Source organism: Colwellia sp. 5_MG-2023, assembly GCF_030547795.1.
Lineage (GTDB): Bacteria > Pseudomonadota > Gammaproteobacteria > Enterobacterales > Alteromonadaceae > Colwellia.
Genome location: NZ_JAUOPW010000004.1, coordinates 191,045 through 212,998, shown reverse-complemented (window position 1 = coordinate 212,998; position 21,954 = coordinate 191,045). Strand labels below are relative to the sequence as shown.

Annotated in this window: 18 protein-coding genes; 12 read left to right on the top strand and 6 right to left on the bottom strand. The window is 36.2% G+C overall.

Going from position 1 to position 21,954, the window contains the following annotated elements:
* The first annotated feature begins 1,110 nt into the window (after positions 1-1,110).
* The 6 genes from Q4496_RS05615 (at position 1,111) to Q4496_RS05590 (ending at position 7,593) form a co-directional block, all read left to right on the top strand.
* Positions 1,111-1,983 (top strand): LysR family transcriptional regulator, encoded by an 873-nt coding sequence (locus Q4496_RS05615; protein ID WP_303495266.1) that lies wholly within the window; start codon positions 1,111-1,113, stop codon positions 1,981-1,983.
* A gap of 152 nt (positions 1,984-2,135) precedes the next feature.
* Positions 2,136-2,642 (top strand): hypothetical protein, encoded by a 507-nt coding sequence (locus Q4496_RS05610; protein WP_215973565.1) that lies wholly within the window; start codon positions 2,136-2,138, stop codon positions 2,640-2,642.
* A gap of 401 nt (positions 2,643-3,043) precedes the next feature.
* Complete coding sequence (locus Q4496_RS05605; protein ID WP_215973564.1) at positions 3,044-4,009, top strand: PDC sensor domain-containing protein; 966 nt, start codon at positions 3,044-3,046, stop codon at positions 4,007-4,009.
* A gap of 184 nt (positions 4,010-4,193) precedes the next feature.
* Positions 4,194-5,453 carry a bifunctional glutamate N-acetyltransferase/amino-acid acetyltransferase ArgJ gene (gene argJ / locus Q4496_RS05600; RefSeq protein ID WP_303610040.1) on the top strand — a complete coding sequence of 420 codons (1,260 nt, stop codon included), beginning with the start codon at positions 4,194-4,196 and terminating at the stop codon, positions 5,451-5,453.
* Between the two features lie 304 nt (positions 5,454-5,757).
* Positions 5,758-6,351, top strand: a complete 594-nt coding sequence (locus Q4496_RS05595) for a hypothetical protein (protein ID WP_303610039.1) — start codon at positions 5,758-5,760, stop codon at positions 6,349-6,351.
* Between the two features lie 573 nt (positions 6,352-6,924).
* Positions 6,925-7,593: an OmpA family protein gene (locus Q4496_RS05590; protein ID WP_215973558.1), complete on the top strand. Its 669-nt coding sequence runs from the start codon at positions 6,925-6,927 to the stop codon at positions 7,591-7,593.
* 127 nt (positions 7,594-7,720) lie between these two features.
* Here the strand turns inward: Q4496_RS05590 and speB are convergent, their stop codons facing one another.
* Positions 7,721-8,659 (bottom strand): agmatinase, encoded by a 939-nt coding sequence (gene speB / locus Q4496_RS05585; protein ID WP_215973557.1) that lies wholly within the window; start codon positions 8,657-8,659, stop codon positions 7,721-7,723.
* A gap of 282 nt (positions 8,660-8,941) precedes the next feature.
* Between speB and Q4496_RS05580 the strand changes: the two genes are divergently transcribed.
* Positions 8,942-9,904, top strand: a complete 963-nt coding sequence (locus Q4496_RS05580) for an adenosylmethionine decarboxylase (protein WP_303610038.1) — start codon at positions 8,942-8,944, stop codon at positions 9,902-9,904.
* Entirely contained in the window at positions 9,894-10,754 is an 861-nt protein-coding gene (gene speE / locus Q4496_RS05575) for a polyamine aminopropyltransferase (RefSeq protein ID WP_215973555.1), read from the top strand. Before Q4496_RS05580 ends, speE begins: the two co-directional genes overlap by 11 nt.
* An 81-nt stretch (positions 10,755-10,835) precedes the next feature.
* On the opposite strand, the gene Q4496_RS05570 is transcribed toward speE, so the two are convergent.
* Entirely contained in the window at positions 10,836-11,120 is a 285-nt protein-coding gene (locus tag Q4496_RS05570; RefSeq protein WP_215973554.1) for a MazG nucleotide pyrophosphohydrolase domain-containing protein, read from the bottom strand.
* 372 nt (positions 11,121-11,492) lie between these two features.
* Between Q4496_RS05570 and Q4496_RS05565 the strand changes: the two genes are divergently transcribed.
* Complete coding sequence (locus tag Q4496_RS05565) at positions 11,493-11,990, top strand: (2Fe-2S)-binding protein (RefSeq protein WP_215973553.1); 498 nt, start codon at positions 11,493-11,495, stop codon at positions 11,988-11,990.
* Positions 11,987-14,242: a xanthine dehydrogenase family protein molybdopterin-binding subunit gene (locus Q4496_RS05560; protein ID WP_215973552.1), complete on the top strand. Its 2,256-nt coding sequence runs from the start codon at positions 11,987-11,989 to the stop codon at positions 14,240-14,242. Before Q4496_RS05565 ends, Q4496_RS05560 begins: the two co-directional genes overlap by 4 nt.
* Before the next feature lie 257 nt (positions 14,243-14,499).
* Here the strand turns inward: Q4496_RS05560 and Q4496_RS05555 are convergent, their stop codons facing one another.
* The 4 genes from Q4496_RS05555 to Q4496_RS05540 all read right to left on the bottom strand — a co-directional run bounded on the left by Q4496_RS05555 (position 14,500) and on the right by Q4496_RS05540 (position 19,805).
* Entirely contained in the window at positions 14,500-16,443 is a 1,944-nt protein-coding gene (locus tag Q4496_RS05555) for a DNA topoisomerase III (RefSeq protein WP_303610041.1), read from the bottom strand.
* A 76-nt stretch (positions 16,444-16,519) separates the two neighbouring features.
* Entirely contained in the window at positions 16,520-17,305 is a 786-nt protein-coding gene (locus tag Q4496_RS05550; protein ID WP_303610037.1) for a hypothetical protein, read from the bottom strand.
* Between the two features lie 152 nt (positions 17,306-17,457).
* Entirely contained in the window at positions 17,458-17,796 is a 339-nt protein-coding gene (locus Q4496_RS05545; RefSeq protein WP_215973550.1) for a hypothetical protein, read from the bottom strand.
* 113 nt (positions 17,797-17,909) lie between these two features.
* Positions 17,910-19,805 carry a beta-ketoacyl synthase gene (locus Q4496_RS05540; RefSeq protein ID WP_303610036.1) on the bottom strand — a complete coding sequence of 632 codons (1,896 nt, stop codon included), beginning with the start codon at positions 19,803-19,805 and terminating at the stop codon, positions 17,910-17,912.
* 142 nt (positions 19,806-19,947) lie between these two features.
* Here Q4496_RS05540 and Q4496_RS05535 point away from each other — a divergent pair, with 142 nt between their 5' ends.
* The gene (locus tag Q4496_RS05535; RefSeq protein WP_303610035.1) at positions 19,948-20,985 is read left to right on the top strand and encodes a GlxA family transcriptional regulator; all 1,038 of its coding nucleotides are present in this window, start codon (positions 19,948-19,950) and stop codon (positions 20,983-20,985) included.
* Positions 20,986-21,190: 205 nt separating this feature from the next.
* Positions 21,191-21,835 (top strand): dUTP diphosphatase, encoded by a 645-nt coding sequence (locus Q4496_RS05530; protein ID WP_215973547.1) that lies wholly within the window; start codon positions 21,191-21,193, stop codon positions 21,833-21,835.
* Positions 21,836-21,954 lie beyond the last annotated feature (119 nt).

Sequence of the window (21,954 nt, the reverse complement as noted above, 5' to 3'; positions counted from 1 at the left end):
CCCCGATTTTATAAACATATTGTTTCATTTGCTTTACTTAGAGGACATCATTTGATGTCCTTTTTTTTATCCACTCGAAAAATTTCACTAACATTAACCAGCATAAAATAATTTATCATTAACGCTCGTTATTTATAATCTTGTGCAAAAAAGTATTACCCAGCAGATAAGTTAAAATAATTCACCTATCGAGTGAAATCATTTCGTTTGCTGAAAATAACCGAGAAAAATATACTGGCTTCAGTTTTTGAATCTCCCCGATTTTATAAACATATTGTTTCATTTGCTTTACTTAGAGGACATCATTTGATGTCCTTTTTTTTATCCACTCGCAAAATTTCACTAACATTAACCAGCATAAAATAATTTATCATTAACGCTCGTTATTTATAATCTTGTGCAAAAAAAAGTCTTACTCAGCAGATAAGTTAAAATAATTCACCTATCGAGTGAAATCATTTCGTTTGCTGAAAATAACCGAAAAAAATATACTGGTTTCAGTTTTTGAATCTCCCCGATTTTATAAACAAATTGTTTCATTTGCTTTACTTAGAGGACATCATTTGATGTCCTTTTTTTTATTCTTTTTGCAGCCTCTCATTACTATCGTAAAAAACAATTTATTAAATTACCGATAAATATTATTTACTCGATGGTAATTCGATAGTTTTTAACTTTAGCTAAACCTACATTGACTAAGCTTGCTTAAGATTAGATAACAATAACCATAGCACGATAACTTCAAACCCAATTACCGCACCCAAACATATGTCTGTACTATAAGATAAAATAACTCAACTATTGCGTGAATTTATTTCGTTTGCCGTAAATACTAAATAAAAATACACTCATTTCAGTTTTTGAATCTCCCCGATTTTATAAACAAGTTGTTTCATTTGGTTAAATTTATAGGACATCGTTAGATGTCCTTTTTTTTAGCTCTGCTCATAATTATGTTGTTAGTCTACTGTGCAAACGCACCAATATAGTGCAAACCTTACGTTGTATAGTATATCTATAGATATTTTCCCCTTAAAATTCAATACATTAAAAACGGTTTGATTATTGCTATATGGGTTTATCATTTATAGAATAAAGAACACCATGGCAATTCAAACTCCCATACGAGGCTTACGTTCATTTTGTGTTGCTGCAAAATGTTTAAGCTTTAAACACGCTGCAGCACAACTGTTTTTAACACCTTCAGCTGTAAGCCATCAAATTAAACAATTGGAATCACAACTCGATTTAACCTTGTTCAAAAGAGGCACAAGATCAATTGAGCTTACCAGTGCAGGAAAACAATTTTATCAATCAATACAGCCGATAATTCATCAATTAGAGTCAACTATTTCAGAGTTTACTAATACACAAGAAAACAAAACAATTGTGATCAGCTTGCCTGAATTTTTCGCCAGTGAATTATTCATTCCTCAGTTAAGTGAATGGTCTGAACAAAATCCAGATATTAATCTACAACTCGAAACAGTAAAGTCAGGTAGTGAGCCATCACAAATAGCAGATCTTTCTATCGTACTTGCAAATGGAAAACCTAATGCAAGTATTGTTCAAGAGCTATTTCCAATTAGATATGCTCCAGCTTGTAATAAAAAGCTTTATAAAAAGTTAAAGAATTCAGGCTTTAAAGCACTACAAAATACGCCATTAATTTTGCACAGAGCTAGACCTTGGTCATGGCATCAATGGGCTGATAATGTGGGTGTAGATGACTTTGATCCTAAACAAATTATTCAATTTGATAGCATGTTTGGTGTTGTTAGAGCAGCCCAGCAAGGTATGGGAATCGCTTTAGTTCCTTTACCAATGAGTAAAACTTGGTTTAGTGAAGAGCTATTAGTAAAGCTCTTTGATGAAGAGCTAAATACCAATGACAGATACTACCTAATTCAGCATGAAAATATGGAAAGCAAAATTGAATTAACGGTATTCGCTGACTGGGTAAAGAAAACCTTTGCTGTATAATATTAAAGCAATATTTAATTAGCATTACATTATTCAAATAGGTGAAATTAATTCATCCAACACCTATATTTTTATCGTTTGTCACTATCCCCTCTATTGCTTATATTTAGTGGGCATCAACAAGATGTCCACTACAAATATTAGGAAATATCATGGCTATAAAAAACATCTCTTACAAAGCTTTAGCAGCAACTATTGCTATCAGCTGTTCTGCATCAGCGATGGCTGAAATTAGCACCTTTAAAGTTGCTGTAATTAAAGACACAACAGCATCACAAGAAATTATTTCTGGTGATTTAGAAGCAAGTATCAACCAATTAACACTTACAAATGAAGATACTTTTGAAAATAACACAGGTTTATGTGTTGCATACTTAAAAAGTAAAAATGTTGAAAAATCTGAATCTGCATGTACTGCGGCGATTGAATCAATTAGCTCAGTGAATTCATACGATAGAAAAAAGAGCTACTTACAATCACTTAGTTACAGTAACAGAGCAATTGCACGTTACTTGAAAAAAGATTTCTCAGGCGCAATGGATGATTTAAGTGTTGCTACATCAATTAATTCAAACACTATTACTGCTGGTAACTTACAATTATTAAAAAACAAAATACTTGAAGTAGATAATTCTGCAGATAGCATATTTTCTGAATAATATAAGTACTCAATTTAGCACAAGGAGTAAATTATGATATATAAAATTATTAAACCCATACACTCTATCATTATGTTTATTGATGAAATGAAGCATCTGTCTATTAGCCAATGGGATATAGACCAGAAAGATGAAGGTAGAATGCCACAATAAAATAGGTAAGAAATGATTAATTTTACAGCTCAGCGGTAACATAAAAATAGATTTTCAAGATACAGTTATTTTTATGTTACCCTCAATTTCTGTACGTTATAGTACGCTTTAATTAAAGGATTTATCAAAGAAATAGTAAACAAAGGGACTCTCCAATAAACTCTCCCCTCGCAATTATTATTAATAACGAACACTTACCACTTTAATACTCTCCCCCAATTTTTCTCATAATATTAAGAAGGTAAATTATGAATTATCTTAGTGTAATTGAAAGGTATCATGATTATAAAAATTCAATTCATGAACTTATGGCATCTATTATCGCAGGGACTTTCGATGAAGCTTTTTTTCATGACGAAAAGACCTTAGCGAACTCAATGACTTGGCTTGGTAAAAATTACCCTTTTGTCGATCTAATGTTTACTTTAGATGGTGAAGGTGTGCAATTAAGCCCAAACATTTCAAATAATAACTTCCCCAATAAAGAAGATAATTTAGGCAAAGGTATAGATCGCTCTTACCGTCCTTATTATATAGAGGCCAACAAACAAGATGGTATTATTGTAACCGAACCCTATTTATCGACATCAAGTCATAACCTGTGTATTTCAGCGGCACTTAAACATGTAAATAAGTCTGGCGAATTAATGGGGATATTAGTTTTAGATATAGACCTTGCTCATGCCATTGAATTTTTAATGGGTGATCGAAAACGTAAAAAATTCCACCCTTTCTTTACCGTTATCTATTCTTTAATTGTTACAGGGTTATTTTTTATCGTCGGTATTCTGTTATTTTCTGCAGGTAGTGAAATAGTCAGTTTAATGGTTGCTCCTACACCCGAGAATCTCCAGCTCAAGCCCTTTGGCATCATTATATTTCTCACCTTAGCACTCGCTATATTCGATTTAGGCAAAACAACCATCGAAGAAGAAGTATTAATGAAGAAAGATATCTTCAGGCATAGCTCAACAAGAAGAACTATCACACGGTTTATGGCCACCATATTAATCGCGGTGTCAATTGAAGCATTATTGTTAATGTTTAAATCTGTTCTTGGCGCGCCTCAGTATTTAACGAATGCTGTCGCCATGATGGGCGCATCAGTAGGCTTGATGATTGGCTTAGGCATTTATGTTTATTTAGGCGCTAAGGCTGAAACCTTATTGATGAACAATCACTTAAATAATAAATCGGATGTGAAAAGTAACTAACGCAATTTGAAGCCAGTGACGCATTGTTACTGGCTTGATTATCACGAATTTCGTCAACTCAAGTAAATTAAATTCTTGTCATTTTATTGTCTCAAAAACCCATATTTAATAACAATATTATTTTGCATAAAAAATCATTAAAGCGTAATATTTATTTACTTTTTTATATTGATAATCTCTTTTTATGCCTGTTAACTTACCTGAAATCATTCCCGCTTCACTAAACCCAATTGAAGGCATTCGCCTCGGCTGGGCTGAATCAAATATCAAAAAACCAAACCGCAAAGATTTACTTGTTATTGAAATTGCTGATGGTAGCGCGGTTTCGGGTGTTTTTACCCAAAACCGTTTTTGTGCTGCCCCAGTAACCTTGTGTAAAAAACACTTAAATGCCGTAAAAAATCAAGCTGTACCAAGTATTAAAGCATTAGTGATAAATACTGGTAATGCCAATGCAGGCACAGGTGAGCAAGGAATGAATGACGCCATAGCAACGTGTGAGCAATTAGCTGAAATTATGGCTATTCCCGTGCAATCAATCTTGCCATTTTCAACGGGCGTTATTCTAGAACACTTACCAATGGACAAGCTATTAGCCGGTTTACCGCACGCAGTAGCTAACTTAACTGCAAATAACTGGGCCGATGCAGCGTCAACCATAATGACAACAGATGTAGCGCCTAAAGCTTATGCTACCCAGGTAAACGTTAAAAATGAAGTGGTAAACATCACCGGTATATCGAAAGGTGCTGGGATGATCCATCCAAATATGGCGACCATGCTAGGCTATGTAGCGACTGACGCTAATATTACCCAAACACTGTTAGATGAAATAACCACAGAGATAGCGGATTTATCCTTTAACTGCATTTCTGTTGATGGTGACACCTCAACAAATGACTCATTTATTGTTATTGCTACCGGAAAAAGTAATACACCAGAAATTTCAGATCGAAACAGTAACGGTTTTAAAGCAGTATTTAAGGCACTGCTTGAAACTGCTCAATACTTGGCGCAAGCCATTGTTCGTGATGGTGAAGGTGCAACCAAATTTTTAACAGTAACCGTTAAAGGTGCTTTAACGAATGATGAAGCTAAAACTATCGGCTTTTCTATTGGTAAAAGTCCCTTAGTTAAAACCGCGATGTTTGCTTCAGATCCTAATTTAGGTCGTGTACTTGCTGCTATTGGTTACGCGTCAAGAGAGTGTGCGTCGTTAGAAGATTTAGATACGACTGATTTAGAGTTATATTTTGGCGATGTATTAGTTGCTGAAAAAGGCGGTCGTGCTGACAGTTATAATGAAGATGACGGACAGGCTATTATGAACGAAGCTGAAATTGACATTACCGTACAACTACACCGTGGTAATGAACAAGCCACTATTTGGACTTGTGATTTTAGCTATGACTACGTCAGAATTAATGCCGAATATCGCACATAAAGTTATATAAGTCGTATAAAATCAGATATAAGTTATACATAACTTATATCGCGTAAAACCATCTATTTTCAATGACCAAGCTATATTTACACTCAGCTTGGTCTAATTCCTTCTTTCACACAGCCACTAGTTAAAGCAATGTTTTTAACTAATTGATCTACGAATAATAATCGAGTAATCTGAATATACTATCAAATTATGGATGATTGATAACCTCTTGTAGAGAGAGGGGACCTTTCATCATAACTAAACTGTTAAATTCAGGTTCAAATAGATAGCTTCGTCAATATTCTGAGGGAAAGTCATGGATGAATTAGATCGATATTTATATGAGCTCAGCCGTGTTCAAAAGAATGTTAATTTATATGATGAGCTCTTTTGTGATGATGATGCACGCCAGTCATTGAGAAAAATGAATTCAGGTGTCTTTAATGTTTTTCAGCGTTCACTTAACACAGAAATAATATTATCGGTGGCTTCGCTTTTTGATTCAGATGGATTCACATATAAAAAAGAAAAGATAGAATATTTAAGTCAAAAGAATTTGGTTCAAAAGTATGAGCATCATCTAGATGAAAAGCTCAGAGATCTGCGAGAAGAAACCACGAAACATTGGAAAGAATTAAACATAAAAAGTTACCGAGATATTTGGATTGCGCACAACGACCATAAGCATATGATGGGGCAAGGAGACGTAAAGCATAATATCTCTACTGATATATTGATTGCTCTTTTAAGTTCTTCATATCAATTAATATTTGGTATTAGAATGAAAGAATTTGACTTAGATTATGGACAGATTACTTACCGGCTAGACCATTATACAGGTGCTAATTCGGGGGGGAACTTCTTACGTCAGGTAGAAGAATTTAACAAGAGCAAGCAACGGACTCGTTAAACTGCTGCTAGCGTTGCATTTCAAAGAGAGATCGTGCATGAAATATTTGATATTGAATGCGGTGATACTGGCACCAAGGCTTATAGTTTATAAAAATGTAACAAGAAAATAAACGGGACAAGTACCGTTTGCTCGCCCTCTGCGCATTATAGCAAATTGTACTTAGTCCATTATTCTGGCGTCTATATTTATATCATAAACACGCCAGGTGATTACCTAAACCCCACTTTAATTGTAATATTTCTTGTTCCCTTACCCTATCGTTAGCACTTATTACAATAAAAAATCCACAAGTGCAGCTAGCTAGAAAAACAGATCAAAACCACTAACCTATTGTTTAAATTGAAATTTAAATCTTTACTTAAACGAATTCACACCGATACTAACCGTAGTAAACCGCTATTATTTTACAGTAATACCTTACTTTGTAGTTTCAAAATGGAAAAGCCACACTCAGGACAAATAAAGGATAACTTTTTAGAATAATGCTAATATAGTGGCGCTTTAATCGAGTTTATCTTCGCAAACCTTTTTTAAAATTCCATTTTACCGATAAATTATTTAAGGAAAAAAATGAAACACTTTACACTTCCCCTAATTGCTTGCTTAGCGTTAAGCGCATGTTCAACTTTCGACCCTTACACAGGTGAAGAAAAAACGACGAATACTGCTAAAGGTGCTGGTATTGGTGCTGGTGTTGCAGCCGTAGTTGCCTATATAGCTAACAAAGATGAAGACGATATTGGTAAACGAAATCGAAGAATTTTACAAGCCGCAACCGGTGGCGCTGCAATTGGTGGTGGTATTGGCTACTACATGGACACCCAAGAAGCTGAATTAAGAAAACAATTACGTGGCTCTGGCGTAAGTGTTGAGCGCGACGGCAATAACATAAATTTAATTATGCCGGGTAATATTACTTTTTCTTCTAGCAAAGCGAATATTGAACAAAACTTTTATTCAGTGTTAGATTCTGTTGTTTTAGTTTTAAAAGAGTTTGATAAAACCTTAATCGTTGTCGCTGGCCATACAGATAGTTCAGGTTCTGATGCACTAAACCAACGATTATCAGTACAGCGCGCGCAATCTGTGTCTGGCTACCTAAGTGCTGCTGGTATTCTTAATGACAGAATTGAATCTATTGGTTTTGGTGAAACACAACCTGTAGCAAATAACAATACTGAAGCTGGTAAAGAACTTAACCGCAGAGTAGAAATAACATTATTGCCGATTGCTGAATAATAAGCTTTGATCTAATAGCAATCCACATAAGAAACGAGCAGTCTATTATGTGGGTTGCGATAAGTCGTTTATGCATGTTAATTAAAGTAGTGCTTTATTAGACCTTATTTTATTAAACCTTACGTTATTAAACGTTTCTTTCATTCAAACAAATTAACAATTCACGTACAACCTTAGCGGCAAATACATCGCTATTACCAGTAGAATCAATTACTGGTGACAATTCAACTACGTCACAGCCAACAAAATTCTTTTTAAATAGTATTTTGCATAAGCTGACAAATGAATGAAAATCTTCACCTCCTGGCTCTGGTGTTCCTGTACCAGGGAAAAAGCTCGGATCAAAATAGTCTAAATCTAATGTTAAATAGATAGGACGATCATCTGCGATAGCTTCAACAGCGGCTAAAAAATCATGGCGCGATGATTTAATCGTTTTATGCTGGTGCATCCACTGATACTCTTCTTTTGTACCCGAGCGAATACCGTATTGTATGAGTTGATGTTCGTCGCCAAAATGGTCGAGTATTCGGCGAATAATAGATGCGTGTGAGTAATGAAAATCAAGGTACCCATCACGTAAATCGGCGTGCGCATCTAAATGCAATACTACTAAATTTGGGTATTGTTCTAAATAGGTTTTAATAGGCGCGTATGAAATAGAATGCTCACCACCTAGCACTAATGTACGTACTTTTGAGGTAGGTAAATCAATGTCATTAAATAGCGTACAAAAATCATCGGTAGCGCGCTGCCATTGTAGCTCTATGGTTTGATGTTCACTTTGATTTGATTGATTTGGCACCGTAGATAAATTACCTAAATCCACAAAAGAAAAATCTTCAATATCACGATCTAAATAAGGCGAATAGGTTTCTATTCCATCGGATACTAGTCTTAACGCATTAGGTCCGGCTTTAGTTCCTTTGCGAAAACAGGCTGTACCGTCAAATTCGAAACCAACAATATGGGTTGTATTCGCATATATTGCCGGTGTTATTTCGGCACAACTAAACTCGATTTCAGGTAAGCTTAAGTCGATATTAATTTCTTTTATTTTTTTCATAAGAGGTAACCCTAAAAATTTCGCCAATTATCCAAATAAAATGAAAAAAGTATAGTTTTATTTAACAAAAATAGGTAAATTTTTACACTAGCATTAAGCTAGTTTTTTTAACTACAAAGCTATTAGCTTTACTATGTCATTAGTACAAATTTCACTTAATAATTATTAAAAAAGTATTTATTGAAAAAATATTTTTTATTTGTACAATGACCGCCGCAATTTTTTATGTCTAGTTCTTTTAAATATTTTGAAGTATTTTAGGCAAATATTAAGGATTTACTTTTGTTTTTTGAAGGCTCAGAAAAAAAAGCTGAAGTGGTCGTGAATAGCCAAAATCTTTCACTTCTTAACGATATCAGCAATACATTTTGGCAAGAACTTGTTGAATGCTGTAATGCCCAAATATTATCCTCTGTTGAAAATGAGCACTGTAAAGCATTTTTGCTTTCTGAATCTAGCTTGTTTGTTTGGGATGATCGATTCTTGATTTTAACCTGTGGGGTAACTAAATTAGTTAACTCTATTGAATATTTTATTCAAAACACGCAACCAGAAGACATTCTTCATGTTACTTACCAAAGAAAAAATGAGTATTTTTCAAATGCGCAATTAACTTCATTTGGCGATGACATTAAGTTATTATCAAAATACTTAACCGGTAAAGCATACCGTTTTGGTGAAATATATAGTCATCATAATTATGTATTTCATCAAGATAATGAATTTCAAGCTGAGCCTGATGATACTACCTATGAATTATTGGCCTATCAAATAAGTGAACACGCTTCTAAAAAGCTAACAACTCATGGACTAAGCAAGCAAGAGATCAGAGAGTTTTTCTGTATTAATGACTTATTGCCTGGTTTTGAAATTGATGATTTTGTTTTCAACCCTTATGGTTATTCACTTAACGCCATTAAAGGTACAGACTACTATACGATTCATGTTACACCACAGGCAGGTAGTAGCTATGTGAGCTTTGAATCAAATATGGACTTATTGAATATAGCATCAAAAATCCTTGAAATCCTTAGCCCTTCTTCTTTTGATTTACTTGGTTTTAATGATCCTCAATTTGAAAAGAAAGTAGCAGCTAAAATTAGCAGCCCATACATCAGTAATTCATTAGTGAGTAAAACCCTAGACAATGGTTACCTCGTTTGTTTTGCTAGCTTTATTACACCCGAAACACAATATTCATCACCACTAGAGCTCGATCTCACGGGAGAAAACCATGCACTCTGATTTATGGGTAGAAGAAAAATTTTCAGACTTTTTAGGCTTACGTTTTAAAATAGAAAACGTATTATTTTCTGGTAAAAGTGACTTTCAAACAGTGGATATTGTTGAAACTAAAGGTCATGGAAAAATGCTACTTAACGATGGCTTAATCATGGTAACTGAGCGCGATGAATTTGCTTATCACGATATGATTTCTCACTTACCTTTGTTTGTTCATCCTAATCCTAAGAATGTTTTAGTGATTGGTGGTGGTGACGGTGGTACTGCACGCGAAGTAATACGCCATAACAGTGTGGAAAAATGTACTATGGTGGAAATTGACGCTATGGTTGTTGAGGCTTGTAAGGAACATATTCCACAAACAGCTAGCGCGCTTGATAACCCAAAAATTAATTTAATTATTGGTGATGGCGTACAATTTGTAAAAGAGACAACAGAAAAATTTGATGTGATCATTGTCGATAGCACAGATCCTATCGGGCCTGCTCAACCACTATTTGGTGAAGCGTTTTATCAAGACGTTTTTAACTGCTTAACCGATGACGGTATTGTGGTTTCACAGGGAGAGTCTTCTTGGTATGCCATGGATATTCAACAGTCATTATTAAAAGTATTAAATAACGTTTTTGATCAATGCTTTTTATACAGTTTTAGTAATTTAACTTACCCTGGCGGTTTATGGAGCTTCACCTTTGCCACCAAAAATCACCACCCAATTAATGATTTTGATGCACAAAGAGTTATTGATAGCGGTTTAGCGTTTGATTATTACAACCACCAATTACACACTGCCGCATTTGCTTTGCCTAACTTTGTAAAAAAAGAGCTTAAAGGTTTAATTCAAAACGATTAAAGCTAAATAAGCTGTAAATATACTGATGCTACTAACAATAATTAACCTAAATATTAATGGTTGTTAGTAGTATTGCTCACTTTATTTCTGTCTTCCTCTTGTACCTCGCTGTTCATTAATAAGCATTTTATTATTAATTTCTGCTTCAATATCAATTCCTTGCCAATGAGCAATGTCGAGCACTCTAAGAATAATATCGGCTAACTCTTCTCCAAAAGCTGCTGTTGGTTTTTCATTTCTACATTCATTAATTGCTTCGCCAACTTCCGATGCTACAAGCGCTAAAGCTTCTAAGACGGTTTTATTATGCCAACCCATTTCTTCAACCCATTCATAATTCTTCTTAGCGATATCGTTAATTGTCATTATTCTTATTCCAAGCAAAGTAAAATAAATGAATAATACCTCATTAAGAAAATCAACAGTATCGGTTTTATAACAACTAAGATACTAGCGTTGCCCCTGTAAATTTTACAGCGTTGCTTTCATGATGACCTTATCACTATCACATAACAATCAAGCCTAGTTTGACTGAAAGATAAAGTACGCGTATCTTTAGTTTACTCAACCTCATTTAACATTCCTTACAAAGTCTTACAAAGTTTAAGAGGTTATTCGCTAGTACACTAAATATTAGGTTTAGTACTATACGGTTAGAAACTTCAATAGTTACAATCAATCAAGCAATGTAAGCAAAGCGGAGTATAATCGTTTACTTACGACAATGGAGAGCAAATCATGATTACGTTTACCGTCAACGGTGAAACTCGTAAGTTTTCAGGCGACCCTACTACGCCCGTACTCTGGTATTTACGAGATGAGTTACAATTAACAGGCCCTAAGTTTGGCTGTGGTATGGCCCAATGTGGTGCGTGTACTGTTCATATTAACGGTGAGGCACAGCGCTCATGTACATTACCTATTTCTGCAGTTTCAGGTGGAAAAATAACCACCATTGAAGGTTTAAGTGAAAACGGTGAGCATCCTGTACAACAAGCTTGGATAGAACACAAAGTGCCGCAATGTGGCTTCTGCCAATGCGGTCAAATGATGCAAGCGGCTAGTTTACTGGCTAGCAACCCTTCACCTAGTGATGATGAGATTGTACAGAGCATGTCAGGCAATATTTGTCGATGTGGTACTTACCCTCGCATACATAAAGCAATTAAATCTGCATCCAAGTCAATGGCCGGTGTTGCCTATTATGTTCCTGAGAAAGCAGGAGAAGAATCATGAGCCAATATTTTGATTTAACCCGTCGTCGCTTTTTAAAATCGAGTGCCGCAGTAGGTGCTTTAGTACTTGGTACGTGTTTTACAGGAGCAGCCCCTAGAGTAATGGCTGGGGTACTTGCTAAACCATCTGAATCAGCAAAAGCAGCTAATTTATTTATTGCCTTACGTCCTGATGGCATCGTTGAAATCACTTGTCACCGCTCTGAAATGGGTCAGCAAATCCGTACTGCAATCGCACAAATTGTTGCTGATGAAATGGAAGCAGCTTGGGACAAAGTGGTGGTAATTCAGGGTAAAGGCGACCCTAAATACGGTGATCAAAACACTGATGGTTCACGCAGTATCCGCTACAATATGCAACGTTTACGTGAAATGGGTGCAAGTGTTCGCCATCTTATGCGACAAGCCGCGGCTACGCGTTGGGGTGTCTCTTTAGACGCATGTTCAGCAGAACAGCACATTGTTACCCATACATCTGGGAAAACATTAACTTATGCTGAGTTAGTAAACGACGCATTAAATATTACACCACCAGAAACAGCTAAAATTCCGCTTAAAAAGCGTAGTGAGTGGCGTTACATTAATACCGCGATGGAACATATTGATTTAAAAGATATTGTAACCGGAAAAGCAATATTTGCGGCTGATGTACTAGAGCCTAAAGCGCTGATCGCAATGATTGTTCGACCTCCTGTTGTTGGTGGCAAAGTTAAAAGTTTTGACGCAAAAGCTGCCAAAGCAATAGAAGGAGTTGTAGATATAGTAGAAATCCCTGCACCGCAAGGGGCACCTATGTTTCAGCCTAAAGGTGGTATTGCCATTATTGCCAATAATACTTGGGCTGCCATGAAAGGACGCGAAGCATTAACAGTAACATGGGAAGACGGTAAAAATGGTGACTATAACTCAGCAGCATTCAAAGAGAGCCTGCTAACTACAGTGGCTTCGTCACAGTCGTCAGTACGAGAGCTAGGAGATGCAACAAGTATTCTAGTCAAAGACAGTGATAAGCTAGTAGCTGATTACTATGCACCGCATTTGGCACAAGCACCAATGGAGCCGCCTTGTGCAACCGCAATGTATTACAAAGACCATGTCGACGTTTGGGCTGCAACACAAAACCCGCAAGCTGATATGGCAACAGTAGCGGCTATGGTAGGCCAGCCACAAGAGCAAATTAATGTCCATGTTACTATGCTAGGTGGTGGATTTGGACGTAAGTCTAAACCTGATTTTTCAGCAGAAGCCGCTTACCTTTCGATGAAAACAGGTAAGGCTATTCGTGTTCAATGGACGCGTGAAGACGATATACAACATGGTTTCTACCATGCAGTTTCAGCGCAACACATTGAAGCGTCACTAGATAAAAATGGTGCGATAGAAGCCTATTTACACCGCACTGCTTTTTCGCCTTTAGCCTCTACCTTTATGGAAGGTGCGACTAGTCCACTAAGCGCAGAGTTACGTTTAGGGTTTACTGATAACCCTATTAATACGCCTAATATGAAATTAGAAAATGGTGAAGCGCCAGCTAAAGCAAGAATTGGTTGGATGCGTTCAGTATCGAATATATTTCATGCCTTTGCTATTCAGTCATTTATTGCGGAAGCCGCACATAAAGCAGGACGTGATCAAAAAGACTATTTGCTAGAAACAATTGGCCCCGATCGTATTGTTGATGTAACTGAGCAAAATGCTGAATACGATAACTACGGCGGTGATAAAGCTGTTTACCCGTTAGATATTGGTAGATTACGTCATGTTATTGAAAAAGTCGCTGAAATGAGTAAATGGGGTAGAAAGCTTCCTAAAGGCCGAGGTTTAGGGATAGCAGCGCATAGAAGTTTCTTAACCTATGTAGCCACTGTGGTTGAAGTAGAAGTTTCAGACAAAGGTGATTTGAAAATAATTAAATCATGGGCAAGCATTGACGCTGGCACGGTAGTGAATACCGACACCGTGAAAAATCAAGTGCAAGGTGGCTCTATTTATGGGATTACAGCAGCGATCAGCGAAGGCATTACTTTCGATAAAGGTCGTGTACAGCAAAGTAATTTTCATGACTACCGTGTGCCACGTATGAATGATTGTCCGCTAGAAATAGAGGTAGAAATTATTCCTAGTGATGCGCCTCCTGCAGGTGTTGGTGAACCAGCCACGCCAGTTTACGCTCCAGCTTTATGCAATGCTATTTTTGCCGCATGTGGTAAACGCATTAGACAATTACCTATAGGTAATCAGCTAAAAGCTTAAACTTATTAGTATAACCGCCTACACATTAACATAAGATACGTAGGCGGTTTATACCTCTTGTTCGACTTGTTACCTAACAATGATATTTAATACCAATCTCACTAGTTATGTGATCATTTCTACTTGCTAAAATCACCAACGACATCGTTATTTATTTAATAATTAGCACAACTAGTTATTAAACAAATACCTTGTATTAAGCAATTTTTTCTACGTATAAAATTGTTCATTTAATTAATGAAACGGGTATAACAGTCTCACCCTACTTTTTTCATTGCGGGTTTTCTAGTAAATTTTCGCTTAGCGCCAGCTTTTCTTTTTGGCTTAAAGGCCACTTTAGGTAAATTTGAAAAAGGTTGTTGGCTCGCCTCTGAAATCATCTCAGTAATAGTATTAATTAATGGCTCCATAAAACTGACATAGCTGGCATTTCTCTCTGAAATAGCCGTTAATGTTGACTCCCATTGTGCTGTCATATCTGGCAAGGTTGCTTTAATAGGCAGCGCATTAACAAGTGCTTTGCCCACATCAGTCGCAATAATTTTCTTCCCTTGTCGCTGTAAAAAATCACGCTTAAAAAGTAAATCAATAATCCCAGCACGAGTAGCATCTGTGCCTAAGCCGTCGGTATCTCTTAATACTTTTTTAATATTCACATCACTAACAAAACGAGCAATACCTGTCATCGCGCCTAGCAAGGTTGCATCGGTAAAAGACTCTGGTGGAGAGGTTTGCTTTTCAATTAATTCCCCTCGCTTACAATGCAACACCTGCCCTTTTGTTAATGCCGGCAGAAATGTATCTTTGGGCTCAGACGATTTATCTTGCCGAGGAAATAGTACCTTCCACCCTTGTTGCTGTTCAACCTTAGCACTAGTTGTGAATAACCCACCCGCAATTTTTACCGCTAATTTAGTTTGCTGGTATCGATAAACGGGATAAAACTGCGCCAAATATTGTCGCGTAATTAATAAATAAATATTTTTTTCAAACGAATTCAAATTAATATTATTAGGTGATTTTTCTGTTGGAATAATGGCATGATGCGCAGTGATTTTTTTATCATTCCACGCATTACTCTTAATCGTTTTATCTGAATTTTGTGCTTGAACATTACAAGGTAAATTAGAATCCGCTAACATACTGATAATGGCTGGCGCTTGTTTTAACTGCTCTGTAGGAAGATAACGACAATCGGAACGTGGATAAGTAATCAGTTTATGTTTTTCATACAGCGTCTGACAAACATCTAACACTAACTTTGCGTTCATTGAAAACTGCTTAGCAGCAGAAATTTGTAAGCTAGATAAGTTAAAGGGTAAAGGTTGGTTTTGTTGTTTTTGTTCTGTCTTAATGTCTTCTACAATAGCGGGTTGATTATTAATTCTTGTAACAACATTTTCAGCTAACCCTTTAACTAGCACCCGCCCTTCTTCATCACAATATTGCTGACATGCTTCACTCGGTTGCCATTTAACAGTAAAACAATCATTGTTATCTTGTAAGGCACTTAGTGCTATATGCGCGAGAACTTGGTAATAAGGTTTAGAAACAAACTCCGCGATTGCTTGTTCACGTCGAACAACTAATCCTAACACAGGCGTTTGTACTCGCCCTACTGACAAAACACTATTATAACCCTGCTTTTGCCCTTGCAATGTATATGCTCGGGTTAAATTAAGACCATACAGCCAATCAGCTCGTGAACGTGCTAATGCTGAAATTGATAATGGCATGAAGTCTTGATTGTCTTTAAGGGCGTTAAGCGAGCGTTTAACGGCAGGTAAATTCAAATCACTAATTAATAGTCGTTTAACTCTTAATTTTTTAGCTTTAGATACCTTAAAAAAATCAATAACTTCATCAACTAATAGCTGTCCTTCACGATCAGGATCACCCGCGTGAATAATATCATCGGCTTGCTTAACAAGCTTACGTAATGCGGCTAATTGATCACGCGTGCGAGCAATAGGCTTTAATTGCCATTGCTGAGGGAGCATAGGCAATGTTTCCATAGACCACTTTTTAAATCGATCATCGTAATCTTGAGGATCTGCTTGTTCTAAAATATGTCCTACGCACCAACTAACAACATCGCCGTTAGCAACTTCTATATGGGTCTTATGATTTTTATGAGGTTTAGGAAGTGCTGCGGCAATAGCTCGTCCTAAACTAGGCTTTTCAGCAATATATAATTTCAAATATAAGGTAGATGTAATCAAATTATTTATTAAATATAACTCATCTACTGTATTTGTGTACAGTTATTTATTAAAGTTACCTGCTAGGCATTATTTTATCTTGTACTTTTTTCATATGTTCACGGAAACTTTTATCAAATTTGCTTTCGCCACAAAAAAATCCTGAGGTGGATGCTTCTACTGGGCTACCAAGAAATTGTTCTCTTGTTATTGTACAAGTGCCATTAGCATTCTTAGTGATTGAAATATCATTCGACATTCGTGCTGTACTTTTTTGTCGTATTTCTTCTTCACTTAATTGCTTATCCGAATGAGGAACCGGTATTTGCTCACCATGCATTATTGAAGGCGATCGAAATTGTTGTAAGTCAGAAAAGCTTTGCTGAAGTATTTTGTTATTAAGTGACGTTCGTAAATCTTTAAGTTGTTGATAACTTGAAAAAGAAGATTGAGCAGACGCTTTTTTTTCCGGCGTTAATTTTGAGGATATTGGCGGCTTAACTAAAGGCTCTATTTTACTTGAGTCATTTATTAGTGACATGTTTGTTGCTGGATTAACTTTCTGTGTTATTGGCTTATCAGTAGTGGTTTCTGTTATAGGGCTTTGTTGTTGGTTTTGTTTTTTTTCGGTTTTGGCTAATTTATCCGAGTCAACTGTTTTGATATCGTCAGGTATTTCTTTAACTAAAGTAGGTTTATTAATCGCTACTTTAGCGGGCATTTTATATAGGTAGCTTTTAATCGCTTTATGAGTGATATTAACTTGTTTCGCTTGTTTTGATTCAGTGATAAAAAGCAATAACAACAGCAGTACTATGTGCACCAGCAACGATAAAAAAATAACAAGAGAATGTTTTTTCAATAGCACTCCTGTAACACTAGAGCCTTTCATTGCCCCTTGCTTTACAATGCTTCCTTTTATTACCAATCCATCTAATAACAAATACTATAATACCGTTCTACATTAAGTGTTATATAGACTCTATGTATTTAATTTAGTTCAGCTTAATAACATTATTTTTTTGTAATACCTAATCGATATGAGTCGATTATCGCAATTCCCCAAACAATAATTAACACATAGATATTCATATCTAATGCTTGCCCTTCAACACCAGACATTGAATTAGATAACGATACTGAGATAGCCGCTGGGTCTAAAGCTATTTCTCCACGGGTAATTTGGTCGACAATTTTCTCTGCTTTAGCGAAAATTTCACTAATAACAAAATATAAAGGTATAGAGAAAGCACCTGCAAAAATAACCCCTACTCGTGATTTTTTAAGAAAAAAATGTCCTGCTCCCGGGTAAATGAGTGCTGATAACAGTGCTGCCTTTATTGATTTTTTCATTATTTTACCTTGGTAAGATGTACCAAATTATTTAAACAAAAAAAGCAGCCGTAGCTGCTCTTTATTTGTCAGTTAAAAATATCTTAAACCGACTTCAGGTTATCTATGCTGTATTACATCATATCAGCAAATGGGTTTTCTGCAGGTAAAGAAATTTCATTTTTAAATTCTTTAAAATTTAAACTGCTATCACTAATTTCAATTTCGTTTTCATCAACTAAACCTTCGCCAAATTTATAAATAACATCAAACTCACCTTTGTTGGCACGTTGACGATATTCATTTTGAGCTTGTTCAACAAGCACTAGCTTCTGTTCGTATTCGTCCATAGCTTTCTCGCCATAACGTTTTTTCATCATTGCTATGGTAACTTTCGGTGACAAGACTACTGCGGTAGCATTATTACCGCCAAAGCCTTTTGAATTAATAAAAGCAGTATCCATCTCACCACAATCCCAATGCTCAACAGCAATGTTTAAACGATCACTATGAACATCGTCAGCGACTTTATCAATTGTAGTAATACCAGGCATAATATTGTCACTAAAAATACCTAATGCCATCGCCATTTGATCACCACTTGCAGGCCCGATAGTATGGCCAACAAAAGCCTTAGGAGCGGCTACAGGCCAATTATTAATATCAAAACTTGTCGCAATACGATCATAAATCAATGATTCTGTAATGCGGTTTTGTGGTGTACTTGAGCCATGTGCCAAAATAAAACTACGTTCTTGCAATGACTCTTTACCAAGAATATGTTGCGCTAATGCAACTGATTTTGCCATAGTAATATAGTTACCAGGACCCGGTGCTGTGATCGACTTTTTATAACCATCAGCATTAACAAAAACATCTGCAACTGAAGCTAATACTTTAGCCCCCATTTCAAGCGCAAGCTCATCATCCATCAGCACAACAAACTGTGCTGCTTCACCAATAGTAAAACCACAATTATTACCAAATGGGCGACTAGTACGGCGATGATCGACTGTCTCGCTTTGATCTAATTTCTTTAAACCTTGTTCATTAGCCAAAGCGCTCATATTGCCAAAGCCTTCTATAACTTCAGGTGTAATAGGTGCTTCCGCGCTACCAACAACAGCAACACGTACTCTACCTGCTTGTATATCCTGTACTGCTGTTCGTAAATTATAAAGGAAAGTAGCGCAAGCACCTGATGAAGAAAAAGTGGTGCCAACATTGCCTGTAACATAAGCATTAATAAAGTCAGTTGACATAGTATTTAGTCCTAACGCCAACTGTTTAGTGCTAACTCTTGAGCCTGACAAGCGACTTTTTAATAAACCACCTAAACCTTCTTGCTGCATTTGCCCAACAACAGAAGCCGAATAGGTTCCTACTTGATCAGGGCTAATTTTATTCAAAATAGCATCCCATTCAATGCCTGTTGAACGAATCGCATCAGTAGCAGCAAAAATAGTTGCTTGTAATCCTCGCGGTTGGTAACGGCTGTTATAAAGTACGCCGGGATCAAAACCTGTCGGCATTTGCCCTGCTGCTTTAATAGGGTTATCGCGATATGCATCATGAGTAATAACTAATTCTTCAGGAATCTCAACACTTACTTTACCTTCACCTATGTCCGTTACTAACCAGGTATGTGGTAATGGCTGAGGTAATTCTTTGGCACGCAACTCAAAAGATATGTTTTTATCCGTAGGCTGTACGTGCATTTTTTGATGCCAATGCGTTGCATCAACATCAAAATGATTCTTTTCAATTTTTCTAATTAATGTTCCATCAAGAATTTGTTGTCCAAATTTAGCCTCTATTTCATTTACAGCAATAATATTTCCGGCTTGATCGACTAATTGACCATCCTTCATCGACACTAACTTCATTAAGCTAGCTAATCCCACAAACGTTTCTTCACGCGCCTGCGCATTAATTTTATCAATAACAATACGGCGAAAACCTTGATGAAAAGATGTACGGCCAGCGGCATTAATACCACCCATGCCAATAACTACGGGTAATGATGTCATGTAAATAACCTTTGATACGATAATAGAGTAACGAGAAGTAACCAATCTTATGGCGTTATTTTATAGCGAAGAGTAAAATATTAATGTGTTTAAAAGGCCACAAAATATGCCATAATGGCCAAAATAATATTTGGATATTGGCATGTCTATTGAAAGTAGTGGTGATGAAAAATCAGGCGAGTTAAAAGTAAGTTTAGTGATTTATCAACATGTACTAGCAACAGGTCTGACTTTACCTCTTGAAATGCTACTGGCAGGGGAAGCATTTGCTCGTCGATATGATAAATCAACAACAAAGCTTACAACACAACTCGTTAGTCAAGAAAACAAAACGGTTACCTCGCGTGCAGGTATTCAGTTATTACCTGATATTGCGCTAACTGATTTACCTAACGATAAAGATTACGTACCCGATATAATTCTCATACCAAGTTTATGGCGTAACCCTAGACCAATATTAAGAAAACATGAAAAGCTCATTGCTTGGCTTAAACATTGCTGGCAACAAGGTTCAACATTACTAGGTGTAGGTACAGGGGTTTGTTTTTTGGCTGAATCGGGCTTGCTTGATGATCATAGTGCCACAACACACTGGCATTACGTGGAACAATTCAAGCGAGATTATCCAAAGGTTTTCATTAAACCTGATTTTTTTATTACCCAATCTGAGCGTATTTATTGTGCCGCAAGTTTAAACGCATTAGCTGATATTATAGTTCACATTATTCGCCAAACGTATGGTAGAGCTGCAGCACAAAATGTTGAAAGCAACTTTTCCCATGAAATTAGAAAACCTTATGAAGAGCAACGATATTTAGAGGGCGCTGTTGATCGACATGCCGATGAATTAATTGCACAAATACAGTTTTGGTTGCGTACTAATTTAAGTAGTGAACTGAGTTTAGCCGAGCTAGCTGAGCAATTTGGTTTAAGCCAGCGTTCATTTACTCGCCGCTTCAAAGCAGCAACAGGGATGCGTGCAACAGAATATTGGCAACAGCTAAGAATAGAAGCCGCTAAAGATTTACTTGCATCGAGTAACCTATCTATACAAGAGGTTTCTTACCATGTTGGTTATCAAGATCAAGGGCATTTAACTCGCTTATTTAAACAAAATTTATCATTAACACCAAAAGATTATCGTGCGATGGTTAGAAAAAAACTGTTTAGCCAATCATAAAAATATACTGCTATTCATTGCCGTGTTTTTTTACATTAAGCATAAGAGAACAAAGTTAAATTTTTCAACACATTGTTATTAAAGTATAAAATTGTTCACTTAATTAATGAAGCTGTTATTAAACAAGATAAATCTATCAATACTATTGCTACTATTTATTAGCTACGGCAAAATAGCTATGATCCTTTAATTATCAGAGAAGAAAATGAGCGAACAATTATCTACTGCTTTGTCGATTGCGCAAAAGCAAATCAATCAAATGTTAACAATGCAAGATGCTATGAATTCACGAGTAAGCGAAACATGGCGTAGCAATGGTTACGAATGGTATCGCGCTATTTGGGTTGAATGTGCTGAAATGCTAGATCACCATGGCTGGAAGTGGTGGAAACATCAAGAAATTGACATTGCTCAAGTTCAGCTTGAATTAGTTGATATTTTTCACTTTGGTTTAAGCTTACGCTTAATGAGCGGCGCTAGCGTTGAAAAAATTTCGGCAAAACTGGCTAAAGAATTACACCAAGGTACTGGCGAGAATGACTTCAAAATAGCTTTAGAAAATTTAGCATCTGCAGCTGTAACTGAAAAATCATTTGACGCCAAAGCATTAGCTGACTGTATGTCATTAATGAATATGGACCTAGATGAGTTATTCCGTCAATACGTAGGTAAAAACACGCTAAATTTCTTCCGTCAAGATCATGGCTATAAAGAAGGTAGCTATATTAAGATTTGGCACGGTGAAGAAGACAATGAAGTATTAGCAAATTTAGTCAATACGCTTGATGCTACAGCAAGTGACTTTCAACAACAATTATATGCAGCATTAGAAGAAAAATACCCCAATTAGTCACCCTCTAAATCACACTAAAAACTTTAAAGTTTAACCTTTATATTTCTGGCACAAATTCTGCTTAATTAGCATTAAGTATGCGCTTTATTTATTAAAACAAGTAAAGCGTCAAGAAT